The sequence below is a fragment of the Streptomyces sp. NBC_01408 genome, from assembly GCF_026340255.1.
In the GTDB taxonomy this organism is placed as follows: domain Bacteria; phylum Actinomycetota; class Actinomycetes; order Streptomycetales; family Streptomycetaceae; genus Streptomyces.
Genome location: NZ_JAPEPJ010000001.1, coordinates 3805235 through 3820634 on the forward strand (window position 1 = coordinate 3805235; position 15400 = coordinate 3820634).

General features: G+C 73.6%; 13 protein-coding genes. 8 read left to right on the forward strand and 5 right to left on the reverse strand.

Features of this window, described 5'->3' with window-relative positions; all coding sequences use genetic code 11:
• Nucleotides 1-217: 217 nt before the first annotated feature.
• Nucleotides 218-1030, reverse strand: coding sequence for a hypothetical protein (locus OG447_RS17340; protein WP_266937547.1), 813 nt, complete (start codon nucleotides 1028-1030; stop codon nucleotides 218-220).
• 293 nt (nucleotides 1031-1323) lie between these two features.
• Between OG447_RS17340 and OG447_RS32285 the strand changes: the two genes are divergently transcribed.
• Complete coding sequence (locus OG447_RS32285) at nucleotides 1324-2064, forward strand: transglycosylase family protein (protein ID WP_323181782.1); 741 nt, start codon at nucleotides 1324-1326, stop codon at nucleotides 2062-2064.
• A 208-nt stretch (nucleotides 2065-2272) separates the two neighbouring features.
• Complete coding sequence (locus OG447_RS17350; protein ID WP_266937549.1) at nucleotides 2273-3253, forward strand: YafY family protein; 981 nt, start codon at nucleotides 2273-2275, stop codon at nucleotides 3251-3253.
• 334 nt (nucleotides 3254-3587) lie between these two features.
• Here OG447_RS17350 and OG447_RS17355 read toward each other — a convergent pair whose 3' ends face one another.
• Together OG447_RS17355 and OG447_RS17360 are read right to left on the reverse strand one after the other, a co-directional pair.
• The gene (locus OG447_RS17355) at nucleotides 3588-4676 is read right to left on the reverse strand and encodes a phosphatase PAP2 family protein (RefSeq protein ID WP_266937551.1); all 1089 of its coding nucleotides are present in this window, start codon (nucleotides 4674-4676) and stop codon (nucleotides 3588-3590) included.
• A 249-nt stretch (nucleotides 4677-4925) separates the two neighbouring features.
• Nucleotides 4926-6035: a glycosyltransferase family 39 protein gene (locus OG447_RS17360; RefSeq protein ID WP_266937553.1), complete on the reverse strand. Its 1110-nt coding sequence runs from the start codon at nucleotides 6033-6035 to the stop codon at nucleotides 4926-4928.
• 286 nt (nucleotides 6036-6321) lie between these two features.
• On the opposite strand from OG447_RS17360, the gene OG447_RS17365 reads away from it, so the two are divergent.
• Both OG447_RS17365 and OG447_RS17370 read left to right on the forward strand, forming a co-directional pair.
• Nucleotides 6322-8004, forward strand: coding sequence for an MFS transporter (locus OG447_RS17365; protein ID WP_266937555.1), 1683 nt, complete (start codon nucleotides 6322-6324; stop codon nucleotides 8002-8004).
• Between the two features lie 570 nt (nucleotides 8005-8574).
• Nucleotides 8575-9750 carry an acyl-CoA dehydrogenase family protein gene (locus OG447_RS17370; protein WP_266937557.1) on the forward strand — a complete coding sequence of 392 codons (1176 nt, stop codon included), beginning with the start codon at nucleotides 8575-8577 and terminating at the stop codon, nucleotides 9748-9750.
• A 9-nt stretch (nucleotides 9751-9759) separates the two neighbouring features.
• Here the strand turns inward: OG447_RS17370 and OG447_RS17375 are convergent, their stop codons facing one another.
• Complete coding sequence (locus OG447_RS17375; protein ID WP_266937559.1) at nucleotides 9760-10209, reverse strand: cell division protein SepF; 450 nt, start codon at nucleotides 10207-10209, stop codon at nucleotides 9760-9762.
• Between the two features lie 285 nt (nucleotides 10210-10494).
• On the opposite strand from OG447_RS17375, the gene OG447_RS17380 reads away from it, so the two are divergent.
• From OG447_RS17380 to OG447_RS17395, 4 genes are all read left to right on the forward strand, one after another.
• Nucleotides 10495-11883, forward strand: coding sequence for a DUF5685 family protein (locus tag OG447_RS17380; protein WP_266937561.1), 1389 nt, complete (start codon nucleotides 10495-10497; stop codon nucleotides 11881-11883).
• A gap of 77 nt (nucleotides 11884-11960) precedes the next feature.
• Nucleotides 11961-12776 (forward strand): DUF1684 domain-containing protein, encoded by an 816-nt coding sequence (locus OG447_RS17385; RefSeq protein ID WP_266937563.1) that lies wholly within the window; start codon nucleotides 11961-11963, stop codon nucleotides 12774-12776.
• Nucleotides 12777-12912: 136 nt separating this feature from the next.
• The gene (locus tag OG447_RS17390; RefSeq protein ID WP_266937565.1) at nucleotides 12913-13797 is read left to right on the forward strand and encodes a S1 family peptidase; all 885 of its coding nucleotides are present in this window, start codon (nucleotides 12913-12915) and stop codon (nucleotides 13795-13797) included.
• A 97-nt stretch (nucleotides 13798-13894) separates the two neighbouring features.
• Nucleotides 13895-14374 carry a hypothetical protein gene (locus OG447_RS17395; RefSeq protein WP_266938917.1) on the forward strand — a complete coding sequence of 160 codons (480 nt, stop codon included), beginning with the start codon at nucleotides 13895-13897 and terminating at the stop codon, nucleotides 14372-14374.
• 40 nt (nucleotides 14375-14414) lie between these two features.
• Here OG447_RS17395 and OG447_RS17400 read toward each other — a convergent pair whose 3' ends face one another.
• Nucleotides 14415-15320: a DUF4231 domain-containing protein gene (locus OG447_RS17400; protein WP_266938918.1), complete on the reverse strand. Its 906-nt coding sequence runs from the start codon at nucleotides 15318-15320 to the stop codon at nucleotides 14415-14417.
• Between the last annotated feature and the right edge of the window lie 80 nt (nucleotides 15321-15400).

Sequence of the window (15400 nt, forward strand, 5' to 3'; positions counted from 1 at the left end):
GCGGGACGGACCGCGCACCCCCGGCGCACGCCGCCAGGCCCTCCTCGGCGGGAGGCTGGGCGGCAGCTCGGGCAGGGCGAGTGATCCAAAGGGGCGCGCCGGGGAGTGGGGCCGAACGCGCGGAGGAAGCGCGAGGCACGAGCGCTTACGAGCACGTACGGCCCCACGAGCCGGCAACAGGCGCCCCGGAGGTGAACGAGCCCCAGAAAGAGGGGCGTCAGGCGCCCGGCGTACCGGCCAGCGGCATCGAGGCGGCCACGAGCTTGCCCCCGGCGGCGGCCTTGTCGAGCGCGTCGCGCAGCAGGTCCTCGCGGGGCTGCTGGCCGATGGAGCCGACGGGCGCGGCATAGATGAGGACCCGCTGGGTCTTGTTGACGGCGGCCCGCCAGCCGTCGGTGACCGACAGCGCCTGGTGCGCCTGCCACCAGGCGACGGGCTTGCCGCCGTCGGTGCCCGGCTGGAGTACGGCGTGCAGCTGGCCGGCGGCGAGGAGGACCGACCAGCCGGGCAGCGGGGACGGCAGTTCGGCGGTGTTCGTGACCGGGATGAAGCCCTGCTCGATGAGGAGCGGCAGGAAGTCGTCGCCCGGACCGGTGGTGCCGGGGCGGGCGATCGGCGCGGTCGGCTCGACGACCAGGGCGGGGTGCAGCGCGCCGTCGATCAGGATCAGTCCGCTCGTGATGCCGAGGACGGCCTGGCCGCCGGGCACGTTCTGCGGGCCCTCGCCGGGGGCGGGCACCGAAGGAGCCGGGCTGTCGCCGGTGATGCTCCGGACCGCGCCCTGGAGCTGCTCCTCGGAGACGGAGACGACCTGCGAGGGGATGCAGGTGGCATGGGCGAAGGCGAGGACGGCGGTCTCCTCGCCGACGAACAGCACGGTGCTGGTGGGTTCCTTCTCCGGGTCGCCCGGGGTGCGGCAGGAGGTGCAGTCGTAACTGCGTGGCGCGCCCTCGCCGACGAGCAGCCTCTCGGCTTCATCGTCACCGATCTCGGCACGTACCTCATCACTGACGTCGAGCATGCGCGGCACGGGGTGGCTCCTCGGCATAGGTGCGGGGGCCGGGGTGTTCCCGGCTCGCCGGGTCAACGGGAAAGTGGCGGCCGGGGTCACGCCGTTGGAGGGAACGGAATCGAACCTGGCCCCCGGGAGGGTTAACGGTCAGACCGGTGCGTTGTTTTGTGCCAACTCTTTTCTGCTTGTGCGCAGTTGGTGGCCGCTGATGGCCGTTTGGCGGCGGGCCGGCAGTCGGCCGACCGGGTGGGGCCGGGGGCCGCGCCGCGTGGCGGGCGGGGAGGGCTGCGGGGGCTGCGTAGCGTGACGCGATGCCCTGCCTCCGGATCCTGCGGGCCGCCGGTGCCGCGGCCGCCGCCGTACTGGCCCTCGTACTCCCCGCCGGTGCGGCGGCCGCGGCTCCGCCACCGCCCGCGCCCGGACCGGCCGGGGCAGCGCACCCCGGCTCGCCCGGCCTGATCGGGACCGGGCCGGGGGACTGCGGGCCGGGCGGGCAGTGGCCCTGGGACTGCGTGGCCGACTGCGAGAGCAGCGGCCGGTGGGCCGTCAACACGGGGAACGGCTTGTACGGCGGCCTGCAGTTCCGGCAGCCGACCTGGGAGGAGCACGGCGGTCTGCGCTTCGCGCCGCGGGCCGACCTCGCGGGCCGGGAGCAGCAGATCCGGGTGGCGGAGGAGGTGCTCGCCACGCAGGGGTGGGACGCGTGGCCGTCCTGCTCGAAGCGGTACGGGCTGGCGGGGCGGATGCACGTGGTGCGCGGCGGGGACACGCTGGTGTCGATCGCGCGGACGCGGCGGGTGAAGGGCGGGTGGCAGGCGCTGTACGCGGCGAACCGGGGGGTGGTCGGGGAACGGCCGGGGGCGATCGCGGTGGGCTTGCTGTTGTCCTTGCCGCCGGTGGATCCGGCCCTGCCGGTGCCGCCGGGCGCGGCCCCGATGCCGGTTCCGGTGCCGGCTCCTGCGGATCCGGCTGCGCCGGTGCCGGGGCCGGTGCCGGGGCCTGCGCCGAGTCCGGTTCCGGCTCCCGTGCCGGTCGCTGTCGCGGCTCCCTGAGGGCGGATCGGCTCACTCGTCCGGGTGCGGCGCCGTTCCCGGGGCTCCGCCCCGGACCCCGCGCCTCAAACGCCGGCGGGGCTGGATTTGCTCGGCGGGGCTGCGCATTCAGCCTCGCCGGCGTTTGAGGCGCGGGGGTGCGGGGGCTGGCCCCCGGAGACGGCGGCGGCGGGGTGGCTGCCGGTCAGGCACCCGGCACACTGCTGGCATGCTCGAGACCTCCGCACGACTCCTGCGCCTGCTGTCCCTGTTGCAGGCCCACCGCGACTGGACCGGGGCCGATCTCGCGGGGCGGCTCGGGGTGACCCCGCGTACGGTCCGGCGGGACGTGGACCGCCTGAGGGGGCTGGGGTACCCGGTGCACGCCAGTCCCGGTACCGGCGGCGGCTACCAGCTGGGGGCGGGGGCCGAGCTGCCGCCCCTGCTGCTGGACGACGACGAGGCCGTGGCGGTGGCCGTCGGGCTGCGGACCGCCGCCGGGAACGGGGTCGAGGGGATCGGGGAGGCCTCCGTACGGGCCCTGGCCAAGCTGGAGCAGGTGCTGCCGTCGAGGCTGCGGCGCAGGGTCTCCGCGCTGAACGAGTTCACCGTGCCGATGCTGCGCGGGGCGGAGCGGTCCGCGGTGGATCCGTCGGTGCTCACCGAGCTGGCCGCCGTCTGCCGCGACGGCGAGCGGCTGCGCTTCGGCTACCGGGACCACGAGGGCGAGGTCACCCGCCGCGCCGTCGAGCCGCACAGGCTGGTCTGCACCGAGCGGCGCTGGTACCTGGTCGCCTGGGACCTGGACCGGGAGGCGTGGCGGACCTTCCGCGCCGACCGGATCGAGCCGAGACCGCCGCACGGCCCGCGCTTCACCCCGCGCCCGCCGCCGGCCGAGGACCTCGCGGCCTACGTCTCGCGCGGAGTGGCGCAGCACGCGTACGCGGCCCGCGCGGTGCTGAGGCTGAAGGTTTCGGCCGAGGAGGCGGCGGGGGTCATCGGGCCGAGCGACGGGGCCCTGGAGCCCGTGGACGCGCAGAGCTGTCTGTTGCGCACAGGGGCGGTGAACCTGGACGTTCTGGTGATTCATGTCATGCTGCTCGGCTGTGAGTTCGAAGTCGTAGAGCCGCCGGAGCTGACCGACCGGATCCGGGCCGCGCGGGATCTCCTGGCGCGGGCGGTGGAGCCCGTAAGGGTGAAGGACGTGTAACGAATCTGAGGGGGATTCATCTGGTCTGGTCCAGGCGGCTGGTGGAAATCTCCGACGGAATTCGAGCCTTCTCGGGGGAAATTCCAAAGAGCCCTCGAGACGGCCCTCCCGGGGATCCGGAATTGAATACACCGCACACGGCCGGGCGGCCGGAAGTTGTCGACGTCCCGTGACACAAGTGTGACCCGGGACGGACGAACGTCCGGGCGCGCCGCTGACGGCCGTACGGGCGAGGCCGCGGGAACGGCGAAGGCGGGCCGGGTCGGTGACCCGGCCCGCCTGGGCCTCGTGCGCGCCGCGGGTGAGGCTGTGCGTACCGCCCCGCGGGGGTGTTTCAGCCGCCGGTGACCGGGCGGGCGGCCGCCGCCGTCCCCCGGGCGGCGCCGGGCCGCTCGACGTGGGCCGGGCGGCGGCTGCCGGCCGGGGTGGCCGGGGTCCGCTCGGACCGGATCACGTGCGGCCGGCCGGAGAGCAGTGCGGCGGGCCGGGGAGCCGGGGAGTGCGCGGTGAGGGCGGCGCCCGGGGCGGTCGCGGCGGGCACCGCGGCGGGCGCGGGGGCAGGCTCTGCGGGGGCCTCGGGGACGCGCTGGAGCTGCCACTTGCCGCCCGCGGAGAGCAGCGGGGTGAGCGCGACGGCGACCGGCGCGGGCATCCGCCCGGTCTCGGCCCGGCGGCGCAGCAGCTCGCGCAGCTCGAAGACGTAGGCCTCCGCGCGGGCGATGAGCGGCTCGAACCAGGGCAGCGCCAGCAGGATCAGCAGACCCGCGGACCAGCCGAGCAGGACGTCGCTGACCCAGTGGGTGCCGAGGTACACGGTGGTGGCGCCGACGCTCAGGGAGACGACCGCGGACACCACGGACAGCACCCGCCGGGTGACCACGGTGGAAGCCAGGTAGGCCAGGATTCCCCAGGTCACGACGGCGTTGGCGGTGTGGCCGGAAGGGAATATATCGCCGCCGGCGAAGAGTTCGGCGGATCCGATCTCGGTGGCGTAGTGCGGGCCGAGCCGGCCGAGGCCGAGCTTGACGGCCCCGACGGTGACGTTGAGCAGGAGCAGGGCCACGCCGAGGGTGATCAGCGGGCGGAGGGTGTGCTGGCGCCAGGAGCGCCAGCCGAGCCAGGCCGCGACCATGACGGCGGTGGGTCCGCGCTGGCCCAGGACGACGAGGTAGTCGAGGAAGGCGTGCAGCTGCGGCCACTGCTCGTACGGCCGGAAGAACATGATCTGCCAGTCCAGCCGGACGAGCCAGGACGTGGTCAGTACGGCCACCACGATGGCGAGGTAGAACACGAGGGTCGATCCGAGGAGCACGACGCGGTGCCGGCTCATCTGCGGTGTTTGCAGATGAGCCGGTCGCTCTGGTTCCCGGTCCAGCCGGGCGAACACCCGCTCCAGACGGGTCAGGATTTGGTCGGTACGCACTCAATCGACGTTACCGCCCACTGCTGGTCGGCCCGGGCGAATCGCGGGCTTTGTGATGACCATGTGATGTGGAGTTCGTCTCACGCGGGACTTAATTCCCGGTATTTCCGCCCCTGTTGGACCGCTTCTGATCCGCTGTCCCGGCAATTGTTTCGCACACTTACCGTGACTTTTTTGCCGCCGTTCAATTCTTTTGCTGAAAGATGGAGGGGAATGATCTATTCCGTTATGTCGGGTCCGTGCCCCCGGCTACGGAGGCCCCGAGCCGTTCAGCCAGAACGCCCCGTACAGCGCCGACGCCAGGGCCGCCGCGCCCAGCACCAGGGCCGCCGTCCGGGTCCGCCACCGGGCCATCGCCACGGCCGCCGGCAGCAGCAGCGGGAAGGCCGGCAGCAGCAGCCGGGGCTTCGAGCCGAAGTAGCCGGACGCGCACAGCGCGAGGGCCACGACGATCCCGCAGTACACCAGCAGCGCAGCCGGCTGGCGTTGCCGTACGCACAGCCAGTAGAGCCACAGCACCAGCGCGACCCCCAGCAGCAGACCGGCCCCCGCCGCGAAGGCAGAGGAGGCCAGCTTCGCCCCGATGAAGCGGGCGAAGGCCCAGCCCCCGTCGAAGCCGTTGCCCCAGCCGCCCTGCACGTCCAGGTAGCCGAGCAGTCCGCCGCCCGTCCGGGCGCCGACCCACAGCACGTACGCCGCCGCCCCCAGCGGGGCCAGCAGCGCGCCCGCGGCCATCCGCCACGACCGGTCCCCCCGGCGCAGGGCGAGCAGCGCGGCCACCCACACCGCGGCGACCACCGCGGCCCCGACCGGCCGGGTCAGTCCCGCCCCGGCCGCGAGCAGCCCCGCCGTCAGCCACCGGCCGCGCAGTACCCCGTACAGGGCCCACGCGGCCAGGGCGGTGAACAGCGACTCGCTGTACGCCATCGACTGCACGATCCCGACGGGCAGCGCCGCCCACGCGGCGACCGCCAGCACCCCCGCCCGGCGGCCGTGCAGCAGATCGGCCACCGCGAAGACCCCCCAGGCCGCGGCGAGCCCCGCGACCGCCGACACCACCAGGCCGGCCGAGCCGTACGGCAGCCCGGTCACCGCCGCCACCAGCCGCTCCAGCCAGGGCAGCAGCGGGAAGAAGGCCAGGTTCGAGTGGACGTCCCCGTTCGGGAGGACCACCTCGTACCCGTACCCCTCCGCGGCGATGCGGGCGTACCAGAGCGAGTCCCAGCGGGCCGACAGCAGCGTGTGCGGGCTGCTGCCCGCCGCCGCCCCCCAGACGCCGAGCACGGTCAGCCCGAGCAGCCGGACCGCCGCGAAGACGGCCAGTGCGGGTGCGGCCCGGCGCAATCCAAGATCTTTCACGGGCATGATTATCGATGGCGGGGCCCGCACCGGGTCCGAGAACCACGCGCCGTGAGCGTGCGTGTACGCGGGGGGAGGGCAGGGGTGGGACGAGTGGCGCACACCACACGGCGGCCGCCGCCGGGATGAGAGCTTGACCACGTGTCGGGCAGGCGAACTCGCGTACGCTGATCGCTCACTCGCGTGTCGATGCCGGACCCCGTAGGAAGCCGCACAGCGCACCACCCCCGTGGCTCCACAAGACGCTGGTCCGCCGAGTGCGAGGGATCACCTGGGAGGTACATGCATGTCGGGGACGAACGTGACCGGCGACAGGAACCCTTCCCCCTGGCAGCGGATCACCGCCGCCTCCGGCGGGACCAACCGGTGGGTCGTCCTGGCGGTCCTGTGCGTCAGCCTGGTCCTCGTCGCGCTCGACGCGACGATCCTGCACGTCGCGGTCCCCTCCGTCACCGAGGACCTGCGCCCCGGCTCCATCGAGCTCCTGTGGATCGTCGACGCCTACCCGCTGGTCTGCGCCGCACTGCTGATCCTCTTCGGCACCCTCGGCGACCGGGTCGGCCGCCGCCGGATCCTCCTCCTCGGCTACGGACTCTTCGGCGTGGCCTCGGCCATCGCCGCCTTCGCCGACAACGCCCAGGTACTGATCGCCGCCCGCGCCCTGCTCGGCATCGGCGGCGCGATGATCATGCCCGCCACCCTGTCGATCCTGCGCCAGGTCTTCCCCGACCGGCGCGAGCGCGCCCTCGCCATCGGCATCTGGACCGCCGTCGCCGCCGTCGGCGCCGCCAGCGGACCCGTACTCGGCGGCTTCCTCGTCCAGCACTACTGGTGGGGCTCCGTCTTCCTCATCAACATCCCGCTGATGGCATTGATCCTGCCGATGGGCCGCTGGCTGCTGCCCGAGTCCAAGGGCACCTCCGACGGGCCGTGGGACGTCACCGGCGCGCTGATGGCCGCCGCCGGCGTGCTCGGCGCCGTGCTGGGGATCAAGCGGCTGGGCGCCGAACGGCAGCTCCTCGACGCCGAGACGCTGGTCCCGCTGGCGATCGGCGCGGCCCTGCTGATCCTCTTCGTACGGCGGCAGAAGCGGCGTGCGCACCCGCTGATCGACATGCGGCTGTTCTCCCGCGCCGCCTTCTCGACCTCCGTCGGCTGCATCGTGCTCGCCATGCTGGCGCTGGTCGGCCTGGAGCTGATCGCCGTCCAGTACCTCCAGCTGGTGCTGCAGCTCAGCCCGCTGGAGACCGGCCTGCGGCTGCTGCCGCTCACCTTCGCCGCCATGGCCGCCGGCGCCACCGGGTCCTACACCCTGACCCGGGTCGGCCCGCGCACGATGGTCTCGCTGGGCTTCCTGCTCACCGCGTTCGCCGTGCTCCTGCTGACGCTCATGGGCCAGCAGGACCGGCCCCTGCTGCTCACCGTCGGCTTCGTCCTGCTCGGCTTCGGGCTCCAGACCACGCTCTTCGCCGCGTACGAGTCCATGCTGAACGAGGCCCCCGCGGCCACCGCGGGCGCTGCCGCCTCGATCGGCGAGACCTCGTACCAGCTCGGCGCGGGCATGGGCATCGTCCTGCTGGGCAGCGTGATGAACGCCGCGTACGCGCCCGGGCTCGCGCACGTCGCAGGGGTCTCGGAGGCCGACTCGGCGGGCGCCACGAACTCTTTGGGCGAGGCCTACCAGATCGCCGCGCAGCTCGGCGGAGCGGCGGGGGAGGCCCTCCACGCCGCGGCCCGGCACTCCTTCGTGCACGGGCTGCACGTGACGCTGGTGGTGAGCGCGGGGCTGCTGCTGGCGGGGGCCGTGATGGCGCTGAAGTTGCCGCGGGTGATGGAGTGCGAGGTGTCGGCCGGCGGTGAGGGCGAGGCCGTGGCGCTGCCCGCGCAGGGGGGCGAGCGCCGGGCCGTGGCGCTGCCCGCGCAGGCCACCGGGGACCCCTACCCGGCCCGGGTGGAACACGCCGGCTGACCCAGCTCCCGCCCCGGGGCTCCGCCCCGGACCCCGCGCCTCAAACGCCGGCGGGGCTGGAGATCGGGGCTCCGCCCCTGGCCCCGCGCCCTCAAGCGCCGGCGGGGCTGGAAGATCGGGGCTCCGCCCCGGACCCCGCGCCTCAAACGCCGGCGGGGCTGGAGATCGGGGCTCCGCCCCTGGCCCCGCGCCTCAAACGCCGGCGGGGCTGGAGGTCGGGGCTCTGCCCCAACCCCGCGCCCTCAAGCGCCGGCGGGGCTGGAGTTCGGGGCTCCGCCCCTGGCCCCGCGCCTCAAACGCCGGCGGGGCTGGAATTGGCCGGGGCTCTGCCCTCGACCCCGCGCCTCAGGCGCCGGCGGGGCTGGGGGGCTGAAAGACGGGGGTGGACGGGTGGGGAATTCGGCGTCTAGCGTCGGCGGCGCAGCGCGTGACGCGCGCTGCCGCGTTCTGCCGGGCGGGCCGGTCGCGCCGACGGCCGCCGGGGCCGCAACTCCGGGGGCCCGGCCGCCGGACACCCGTACCCCCGGCAGGGCGTCGCACCGACCGTCCCAGGCCGCCGGGAGGCCCTTCGTGCCGTCGTCTTTCGTACCCACCGATCCGCTCGGGCTCGACGAGCTCCTCGGACCCGAGGACCTCGCCATCCGCGACACCGTCCGCGGCTGGGCCGCCGACCGGGTGCTGCCGCACATCGCCGAGTGGTACGAGAGCGGCGAGCTGCCCGGGATCCGGGAGCTGGCCAGGGAACTCGGGGCCATCGGGGCGCTCGGGATGTCGCTCGAGGGATACGGCTGCGCCGGGGCCAGCGCCGTGCAGTACGGGCTGGCCTGCCTGGAACTGGAGGCCGCCGACTCCGGGATCCGTTCCCTGGTGTCCGTACAGGGGTCGCTGGCCATGTACGCGATCTGGAAGTACGGCTCCGAGGAGCAGAAGCAGCGCTGGCTGCCCGGCATGGCGGCCGGCGAGCTGATCGGCTGCTTCGGGCTGACCGAGCCCGATGTGGGATCGGACCCCGCCGCGATGCGGACCTACGCCAAGCGCGACGGCAGCGACTGGGTGCTGAACGGGCGCAAGATGTGGATCACCAACGGCTCGGTGGCCGCCGTCGCCGTGGTGTGGGCGCAGACCGACGAGGGGATCCGCGGGTTCGCGGTGCCCACCGACAGCGCCGGATTCTCCGCGCCCGAGATCAAGCACAAGTGGTCCCTGCGGGCGTCCGTGACGAGCGAGCTGGTGATGGACGACGTACGGCTGCCTGCGGACGCGGTGCTTCCGGGTGTCACCGGGCTGAAGGGGCCGCTCGGCTGCCTCAGCCACGCGCGGTACGGGATCGTCTGGGGTTCCATGGGCGCGGCGCGCGCCAGTTTCGAGTCCGCGCTCGGCTACGCGAAGACGCGGGAGCAGTTCGGCAGGCCCATCGGCGGCTTCCAGCTCACCCAGGCCAAACTCGCTGACATGGCCCTGGAACTCCACAAGGGCATCCTGCTCGCCCACCACCTGGGCCGGCGGATGGACGCGGGCACCCTGCGGCCGGAGCAGATCAGCTTCGGCAAGCTCAACAACGTCCGCGAGGCCATCGAGATCTGTCGCACCGCGCGGACCATCCTGGGTGCCAACGGGATCTCGCTCGAGTACCCCGTCATGCGGCACGCCACCAACCTCGAATCGGTCCTCACCTACGAGGGCACCGTCGAGATGCACCAACTGGTGCTGGGCAAGGCGCTCACCGGGCTGGACGCCTTCCGGTGAGAGCCCTGCCTAGCTCTGGTTGAAGAAGTCGCGCGAGCGGCCGCCGGACTCGCCGCTCACGATCTGGGTGTCGGCCGGGGTCAGCAGGAAGACCCTGGTCGCCACCCGCTCGATCGAGCCGCGCAGCCCGAAGGTCAGGCCGGCCGCGAAGTCGACCACGCGCTTCGCGTCGCCCGGGTCCATCGACGACAGGTTCACGATCACCGGGACGCCCTCGCGGAACAGCTCGCCGATGCCGCGCGCGTCACGGAAGCCGTCCGGGGTGACCGTGGCGATGCGGCGCCCGTGTTCCACGGCGGACTCGGAGGCCACCCGGACCCGCGGGTCGGTGACCCACTGCTCGCCGGGGCCGGCCACCGAACCCTGGGCCGCCTCCGCGTAGTCGTCGTCGTAGTAACGCTCGTCGTCGCTGTCTTCCACGAGACCCAGCCAGGCACTCGCCTTGCGCACCGAACCCATGGACGCCTCCTTTCAACGCGGTCAGTCTGTTCTTCTCTCCGCTGCCCCTATGGTCGTCCATGATGCTGACAACGCGCCAAGTGGATAGTCGCCGCGCAGGGGTTTCGTGACGGTACTGGTGCAGAACATCCGTTGCACGGTCAAGGGTCCTGGCGGCTACCACTGCTGACTGAGTGAAAATACGACCGCCGCCTCCGTACGGGTGACCGACGGGGGCGTACGGGTGAGTGGCGGGGGTCGGTACGATGCCCGGCAGGCACGCGCACGAAGCACGGGGGAAGCGGTTTGTTCGGCATAGTCAGACCTTGCACGCACCGGCTGGGAGAACGGTTCAAAGCGGAGTGGATGGCCCATCTGTGCGGGTTGTGCCTGGCACTTCGGGGTGACCACGGCCAGTTCGCCAGGATCGTCACCAACTACGACGGGCTGCTCGTCTCCGTTCTGACGGAGGCTCAGTCGGGTCCCGCTCCCGGTGCCCGGCGCACCGCCGGACCCTGTCCACTGCGCGGGATGCGCACCGCCCCGGTGGCCAACGGCGAGGGCGCGCGGCTCGCCGCCGCCGTCTCGCTCGTCCTGGCCTCCGCGAAGGTGCGGGACCACGTCGCCGACCGGGACGGGCTGTTGGCCCGCGCCCCCATCGCCATGGCGGCCCGCAAGGTGGCCCGCGGCTGGGACCGGGCCGGAGCCCGTACCGGGGCCTCGCTCGGCTTCGACACGGCGGTGCTCGTGGACGCCGTGGACCGGCAGGGCGGCATCGAGACGCTGGCCGGCCCCGGCACGCCCGTGCTCGTGGTCACCGAGCCGACGGAGACGGCGACGGCCGCCGCCTTCGCGCATACCTCGGTCCTCGCGGGACGGCCAGGCAACGGCCCCGCGCTGGCGGAGGCCGGCCGGTACTTCGGCCGCCTCGCGCACCTGCTGGACGCCGTGGAGGACCAGGCCGCCGACGCCGCGGCGGGCGCCTGGAACCCGCTCACCGCCACCGGCACCTCCCTCACCGAGGCCAGGAGACTGTGCGACGACGCCCTCCAGGGCATCAGGCTGGCGCTGGCCGAGGCGGAGTTCGCGGACGCCGGCCTCGCCCACCGGCTGCTGGTGCACGAGCTGCGCACCTCGGTGGACCGGGCCTTCGGGACCGGCACCTGCCGGCACGGCGTGACGGACGCGGCCGGCCAGGGGGCGGGACAGCCGCAGGGGTACGACCCGTACGCGGGCAACCCGTACGGCCAGGGTGCTCCGCACGGCAACGGCACCCCGTACGGCCAGGGCGGCCCCTACGGCGGGGGCCCGTACGGCCAGCCCGCTCCCGGCGGTCCTGCGGGCCCGCCGCCCGTGGGCCCGGGCGGCCCGTGGGGTCCCGGCGGAGGCGGTCACGGAGGCGGGCACGGAGGCCAGGGCGGGCACGGCGGTCACGGCGGGCCCGGCGGGCAGAAGCCGCGCCGCGGGCTGCTGGCCGGCTGCGCCGTGGCCGTAGGCCTCTTCTGCACCTGCCAGATCTGCTGCACCGACTACGAGGGCCCCTGGTCCCGCAAGAAGCGCGACGCGTGGTGCGAGGCCTGCGAGTGCTGCAACTGCTGCCAGCCGAACTCCGCCCCGACCGGTGGCAGCGGTGGTGGCGGTGGTGGTGGCGGGGACGGCGGCTGCTGCGACTGCAACTGCGGCTGCGACTGCTGACGCCCTTTCGGATTCCGCAGGTCCGGACGGCGTACGCCGGGATTCCCGTCCGGACCGGTGTGGAAGGGTTGAGCGGCATGAGCGATGACGCAGACGATCCGCCCGCAGCCTGGCGGAAATGGCACGAGCGCCGGGTGGCCACCGTGTCCGGCCCTCACGGCCCCCTCGCGCTGACCGGCACCCACTGGCTCGCCGATTACCCGGAAGGTCGAATTCCGGCCGTTCCGGGGCGCTGGCGCGCCACCGAGGGCGGGGTGGCCCTCTCCGCCGCCGCCGAGGACGGCATCCGCCTCGACGGCGTGCCCTTCACCGGTGACGCCGTACTCGCCTCCGACGCGGCCCCGCCCGCGCACGCCCGGCTCGGCGCCGGGCAGACGCGGCTCGTGGTCATCCGGCGAGAAGGCGAGTGGGCGGTGCGCGTCTTCGACCCCGACTCCAAGGCCCGGGCGGCCTTCACCGGCATCGAGGCGACCCCCTACGACCCCGCATTCGCGCTGCCGGGGCACTTCCGCCCCTACGGCGAGGACCGGACCGTCCAGGTGGAGAACGCCGACGGGCGGGCCCGCGGCCTCGGTCTCGGCGGGGAGCTCGGGTTCCGCTTCGAGGGCGTCGAGCACACCCTCCAGGCCGCCGTCGACGAGGACGACGGCAGCCTCTGGGCCGTCTTCGGCGATTCCACCGGCGGGCGATCCAGCTACCGGTTCCGTTTCCTGCGGCCCGGGACCCCGGACTCTTCGGGTGCGGTCACCGTGGACTTCAACCGGGCCCTGCTGCCGCCCTGCGCCTTCGCGGACCACTTCATCTGCCCCTTCCCACCGCCCGGCAACACGCTGCCCTTCGAGGTGGCGGCGGGCGAGCGACGGCTGAAAGACGCCCTTGCGACCGGTATCTGACGACAGGACACTCCCGACAGCGCTTGTCAGGGGCACGGCCAAAACTCATGCGCCGGTCGTGCCTCCGGCTGCGCCTCACGGGCTGCGGCACCCCCACATCCGCCGGGCCCCATACCCCTCTCCAGGAGGACGAGAAGTGAGGATCAAGCGCATCACCCGTACCAGGCTGCTCGCGGCGGCCACCGGCCTGGCCGCCGTCGCGGCACTCGCCGCCCCCACCGCGGCGAGCGCGGACACACCCGACGCGGGCTTCGGCGCCGACCGGCTCGCCTCGGCCGGGGCGTCCGTCCTGCGCGCCGACGTCGCGGGTACCGCCTGGCACACCGACCCCGCCACCGGGACCCTCGTGGTCACCGCCGACTCCACGGTCTCGGCCGCGGACATCACGAGAATCAAGCGTGAGGCCGGCACCAACGCCTCGGCCCTGCGGATCGAACGCACCCCCGGCAAACTGACCAAGCTGGCCTCCGGCGGCGACGCCATCTACGCGTCGAGCTGGCGCTGCTCGCTCGGCTTCAACGTGCGCAGCGGCAGCAACTACTACGCGCTGACCGCCGGGCACTGCACCGACGGCGCCGGCACCTGGTGGACCAACTCCGCCCGCACCAACGTGCTCGGCTCCACCGTGGGATCCAGCTTCCCGAACAACGACTACGGCCTGGTCAAGTACGCCAGCAACACGCCGGTCCCGCCCGGCACCGTCGGCGGCCAGGACATCACCAGCGCCGTCAACGCCACGGTCAACATGTCCGTGACCCGGCGCGGTTCCACCACCGGCACCCACAGCGGCCGGGTCACCGGCCTCAACGCCACCGTCAACTACGGCGGCGGCGACGTCGTCTACGGCATGATCCGCACCAACGTCTGCGCCGAGCCCGGCGACAGCGGCGGCCCGCTCTACTCCGGCACCCGCGCGGTCGGCCTCACCTCCGGCGGCAGCGGCAACTGCTCCTCGGGCGGCACCACCTTCTTCCAGCCCGTCGTGGAGGCCCTCAACGCCTACGGGGTCAGCGTCTACTGACCGTGACCCACGCGCCCCCGCCGTACCCCTGGACGTCCTCCCGCCTTCTGGGAGGATGTCCAGGGTGACCGTGTCCACGGGGGAGGCAGGTTTCCGTATGAAGCGCATCGGCGTGACCGGGCACCGGTTCATTCCGGGCGAGGTGCTCGGCCATGTGGAGGACGCCCTGCGGGCCGTACTGGACGGCCACCAGGGGCCCTTGGAGGCCTTCTCCAGCCTCGCCGAGGGAGCGGACCAGCTGTTCGCCGTCATCGCGCTGGAGTGCGGCGCCGACCTCACCGTGGTGATCCCCAGCGGGGACTACGAGGGCACCTTCGAGGACGCCGAATCCCTGGCCCGCTACCGGGGGCTCAAGCGCCGCGCCGCCCAGGAGGTCCGGATGGACTTCGCGCGCTCCACGGACGAGGCCTACTACGCCGCCGGCACCTACATCGCCGACTCCTGCGACCGGCTCGTCGCCGTCTGGGACGGACTGCCCGCCCGCGGGCACGGCGGCACCGGCGAGATCGTCGCCTACGCGCGGGCGCTCGGGAAGCCGGTCACCGTCATCTGGCGCGAGGGCGTGACCCGGGACTGAACCACGGGTGCCCGAGCCACCCCCCGTACCTGAACGACCGTCAACTGCTGTGCCGGGCCAGCCAGTCCGTGTGCTGCGGAGACACATAGCGCTCCGTCTCGTAGACCGCGGAGGGCCACTGCGACTCGGTGATCGTCGTCTGCATGACGACCATCATCGCCGCCAGGTCCTGCTCGATCAGCGTGTGCGCCTCGATCAGCGGATGGTGGCGGCGCACCTCGTTCCAGGCGATTCCGGCCGCCGCCGCCGCGCTGAGCAGGCCCGTCAGCTTCGGCCCCGGACCAGAGCCGAACGCCCCGAACAGGGCGAACAGCAGGGCCAGGCAGGTCAGCAGCACGATCGTCCACGACCAGACGGTGGTCGCCCGCCGGGAGACCTCCGTCCGCCGCCGGTACCAGTTGCGCTGCTCGATCAGCCGGTCCCGGACGTACGTCTCCCGCCGCACCTGGTAGTCCAGCCCGCGCAGCCGCTGCATCGCACCGGTGATCTCCCCGCCCTCCGGCACCTGCCCGGCGGCCCGCGGATCCTCCCAGCCCATCTTGCGCAGCTCGTCCAGCCCCGCCTCCAGCCGCGTCCGGTACGTCGACTCCGCGCCGCCCGCGCCGTCCGCGTCACTGCCGAAGGGCGCGCCGTGGACGGCGTACCGCCAGGCCAGGGACTTGATGAACTCCGCCGCACTGCGGTTGAGCTGCCACTGCGGGCGGGCCCGGCGCCTGGTCGCCCGTACGCCCACGCCCAGTACCCCCGTGTACGCGAGCACGCTGAGCAGCCCGAACAGCCGCATCGAGCCCAGCTGCGGCCCCGCGGGCAGGGCCGCCGCCGCGGCGGCGGCGACCAGCAGCATCAGCTGGGCGCGGGTCGCCTGGGTGGACTCCCGCTGCCGGGAGACCGCCGCCTGGTCGGTGTGGTGGAAGAGGGCCGGCAGGTCCTCGTTGCGAAAGGTCATGCTGTCGGTCACAGCGCCCCCCTGCTGTCGGGTGGCGGGCGGCGGGGCCCCCGCAGCCGCGAGGTCCTCGCCGCCCGCCG

What these genes read in the sequence shown, in the direction of transcription:
- OG447_RS32285 (WP_323181782.1), top strand. Translation starts at nt 1,324, where the DNA reads ATGCCCTGCCTCCGGATCCTGCGGGCCGCCGGTGCCGCGGCCGCCGCC.
- OG447_RS17350 (WP_266937549.1), top strand. Translation starts at nt 2,273, where the DNA reads ATGCTCGAGACCTCCGCACGACTCCTGCGCCTGCTGTCCCTGTTGCAG.
- OG447_RS17365 (WP_266937555.1), top strand. Translation starts at nt 6,322, where the DNA reads ATGTCGGGGACGAACGTGACCGGCGACAGGAACCCTTCCCCCTGGCAG.
- OG447_RS17375 (WP_266937559.1), bottom strand. Translation starts at nt 10,209, where the DNA reads ATGGGTTCGGTGCGCAAGGCGAGTGCCTGGCTGGGTCTCGTGGAAGAC.
- OG447_RS17385 (WP_266937563.1), top strand. Translation starts at nt 11,961, where the DNA reads ATGAGCGATGACGCAGACGATCCGCCCGCAGCCTGGCGGAAATGGCAC.
- OG447_RS17395 (WP_266938917.1), top strand. Translation starts at nt 13,895, where the DNA reads ATGAAGCGCATCGGCGTGACCGGGCACCGGTTCATTCCGGGCGAGGTG.
- OG447_RS17400 (WP_266938918.1), bottom strand. Translation starts at nt 15,320, where the DNA reads ATGACCTTTCGCAACGAGGACCTGCCGGCCCTCTTCCACCACACCGAC.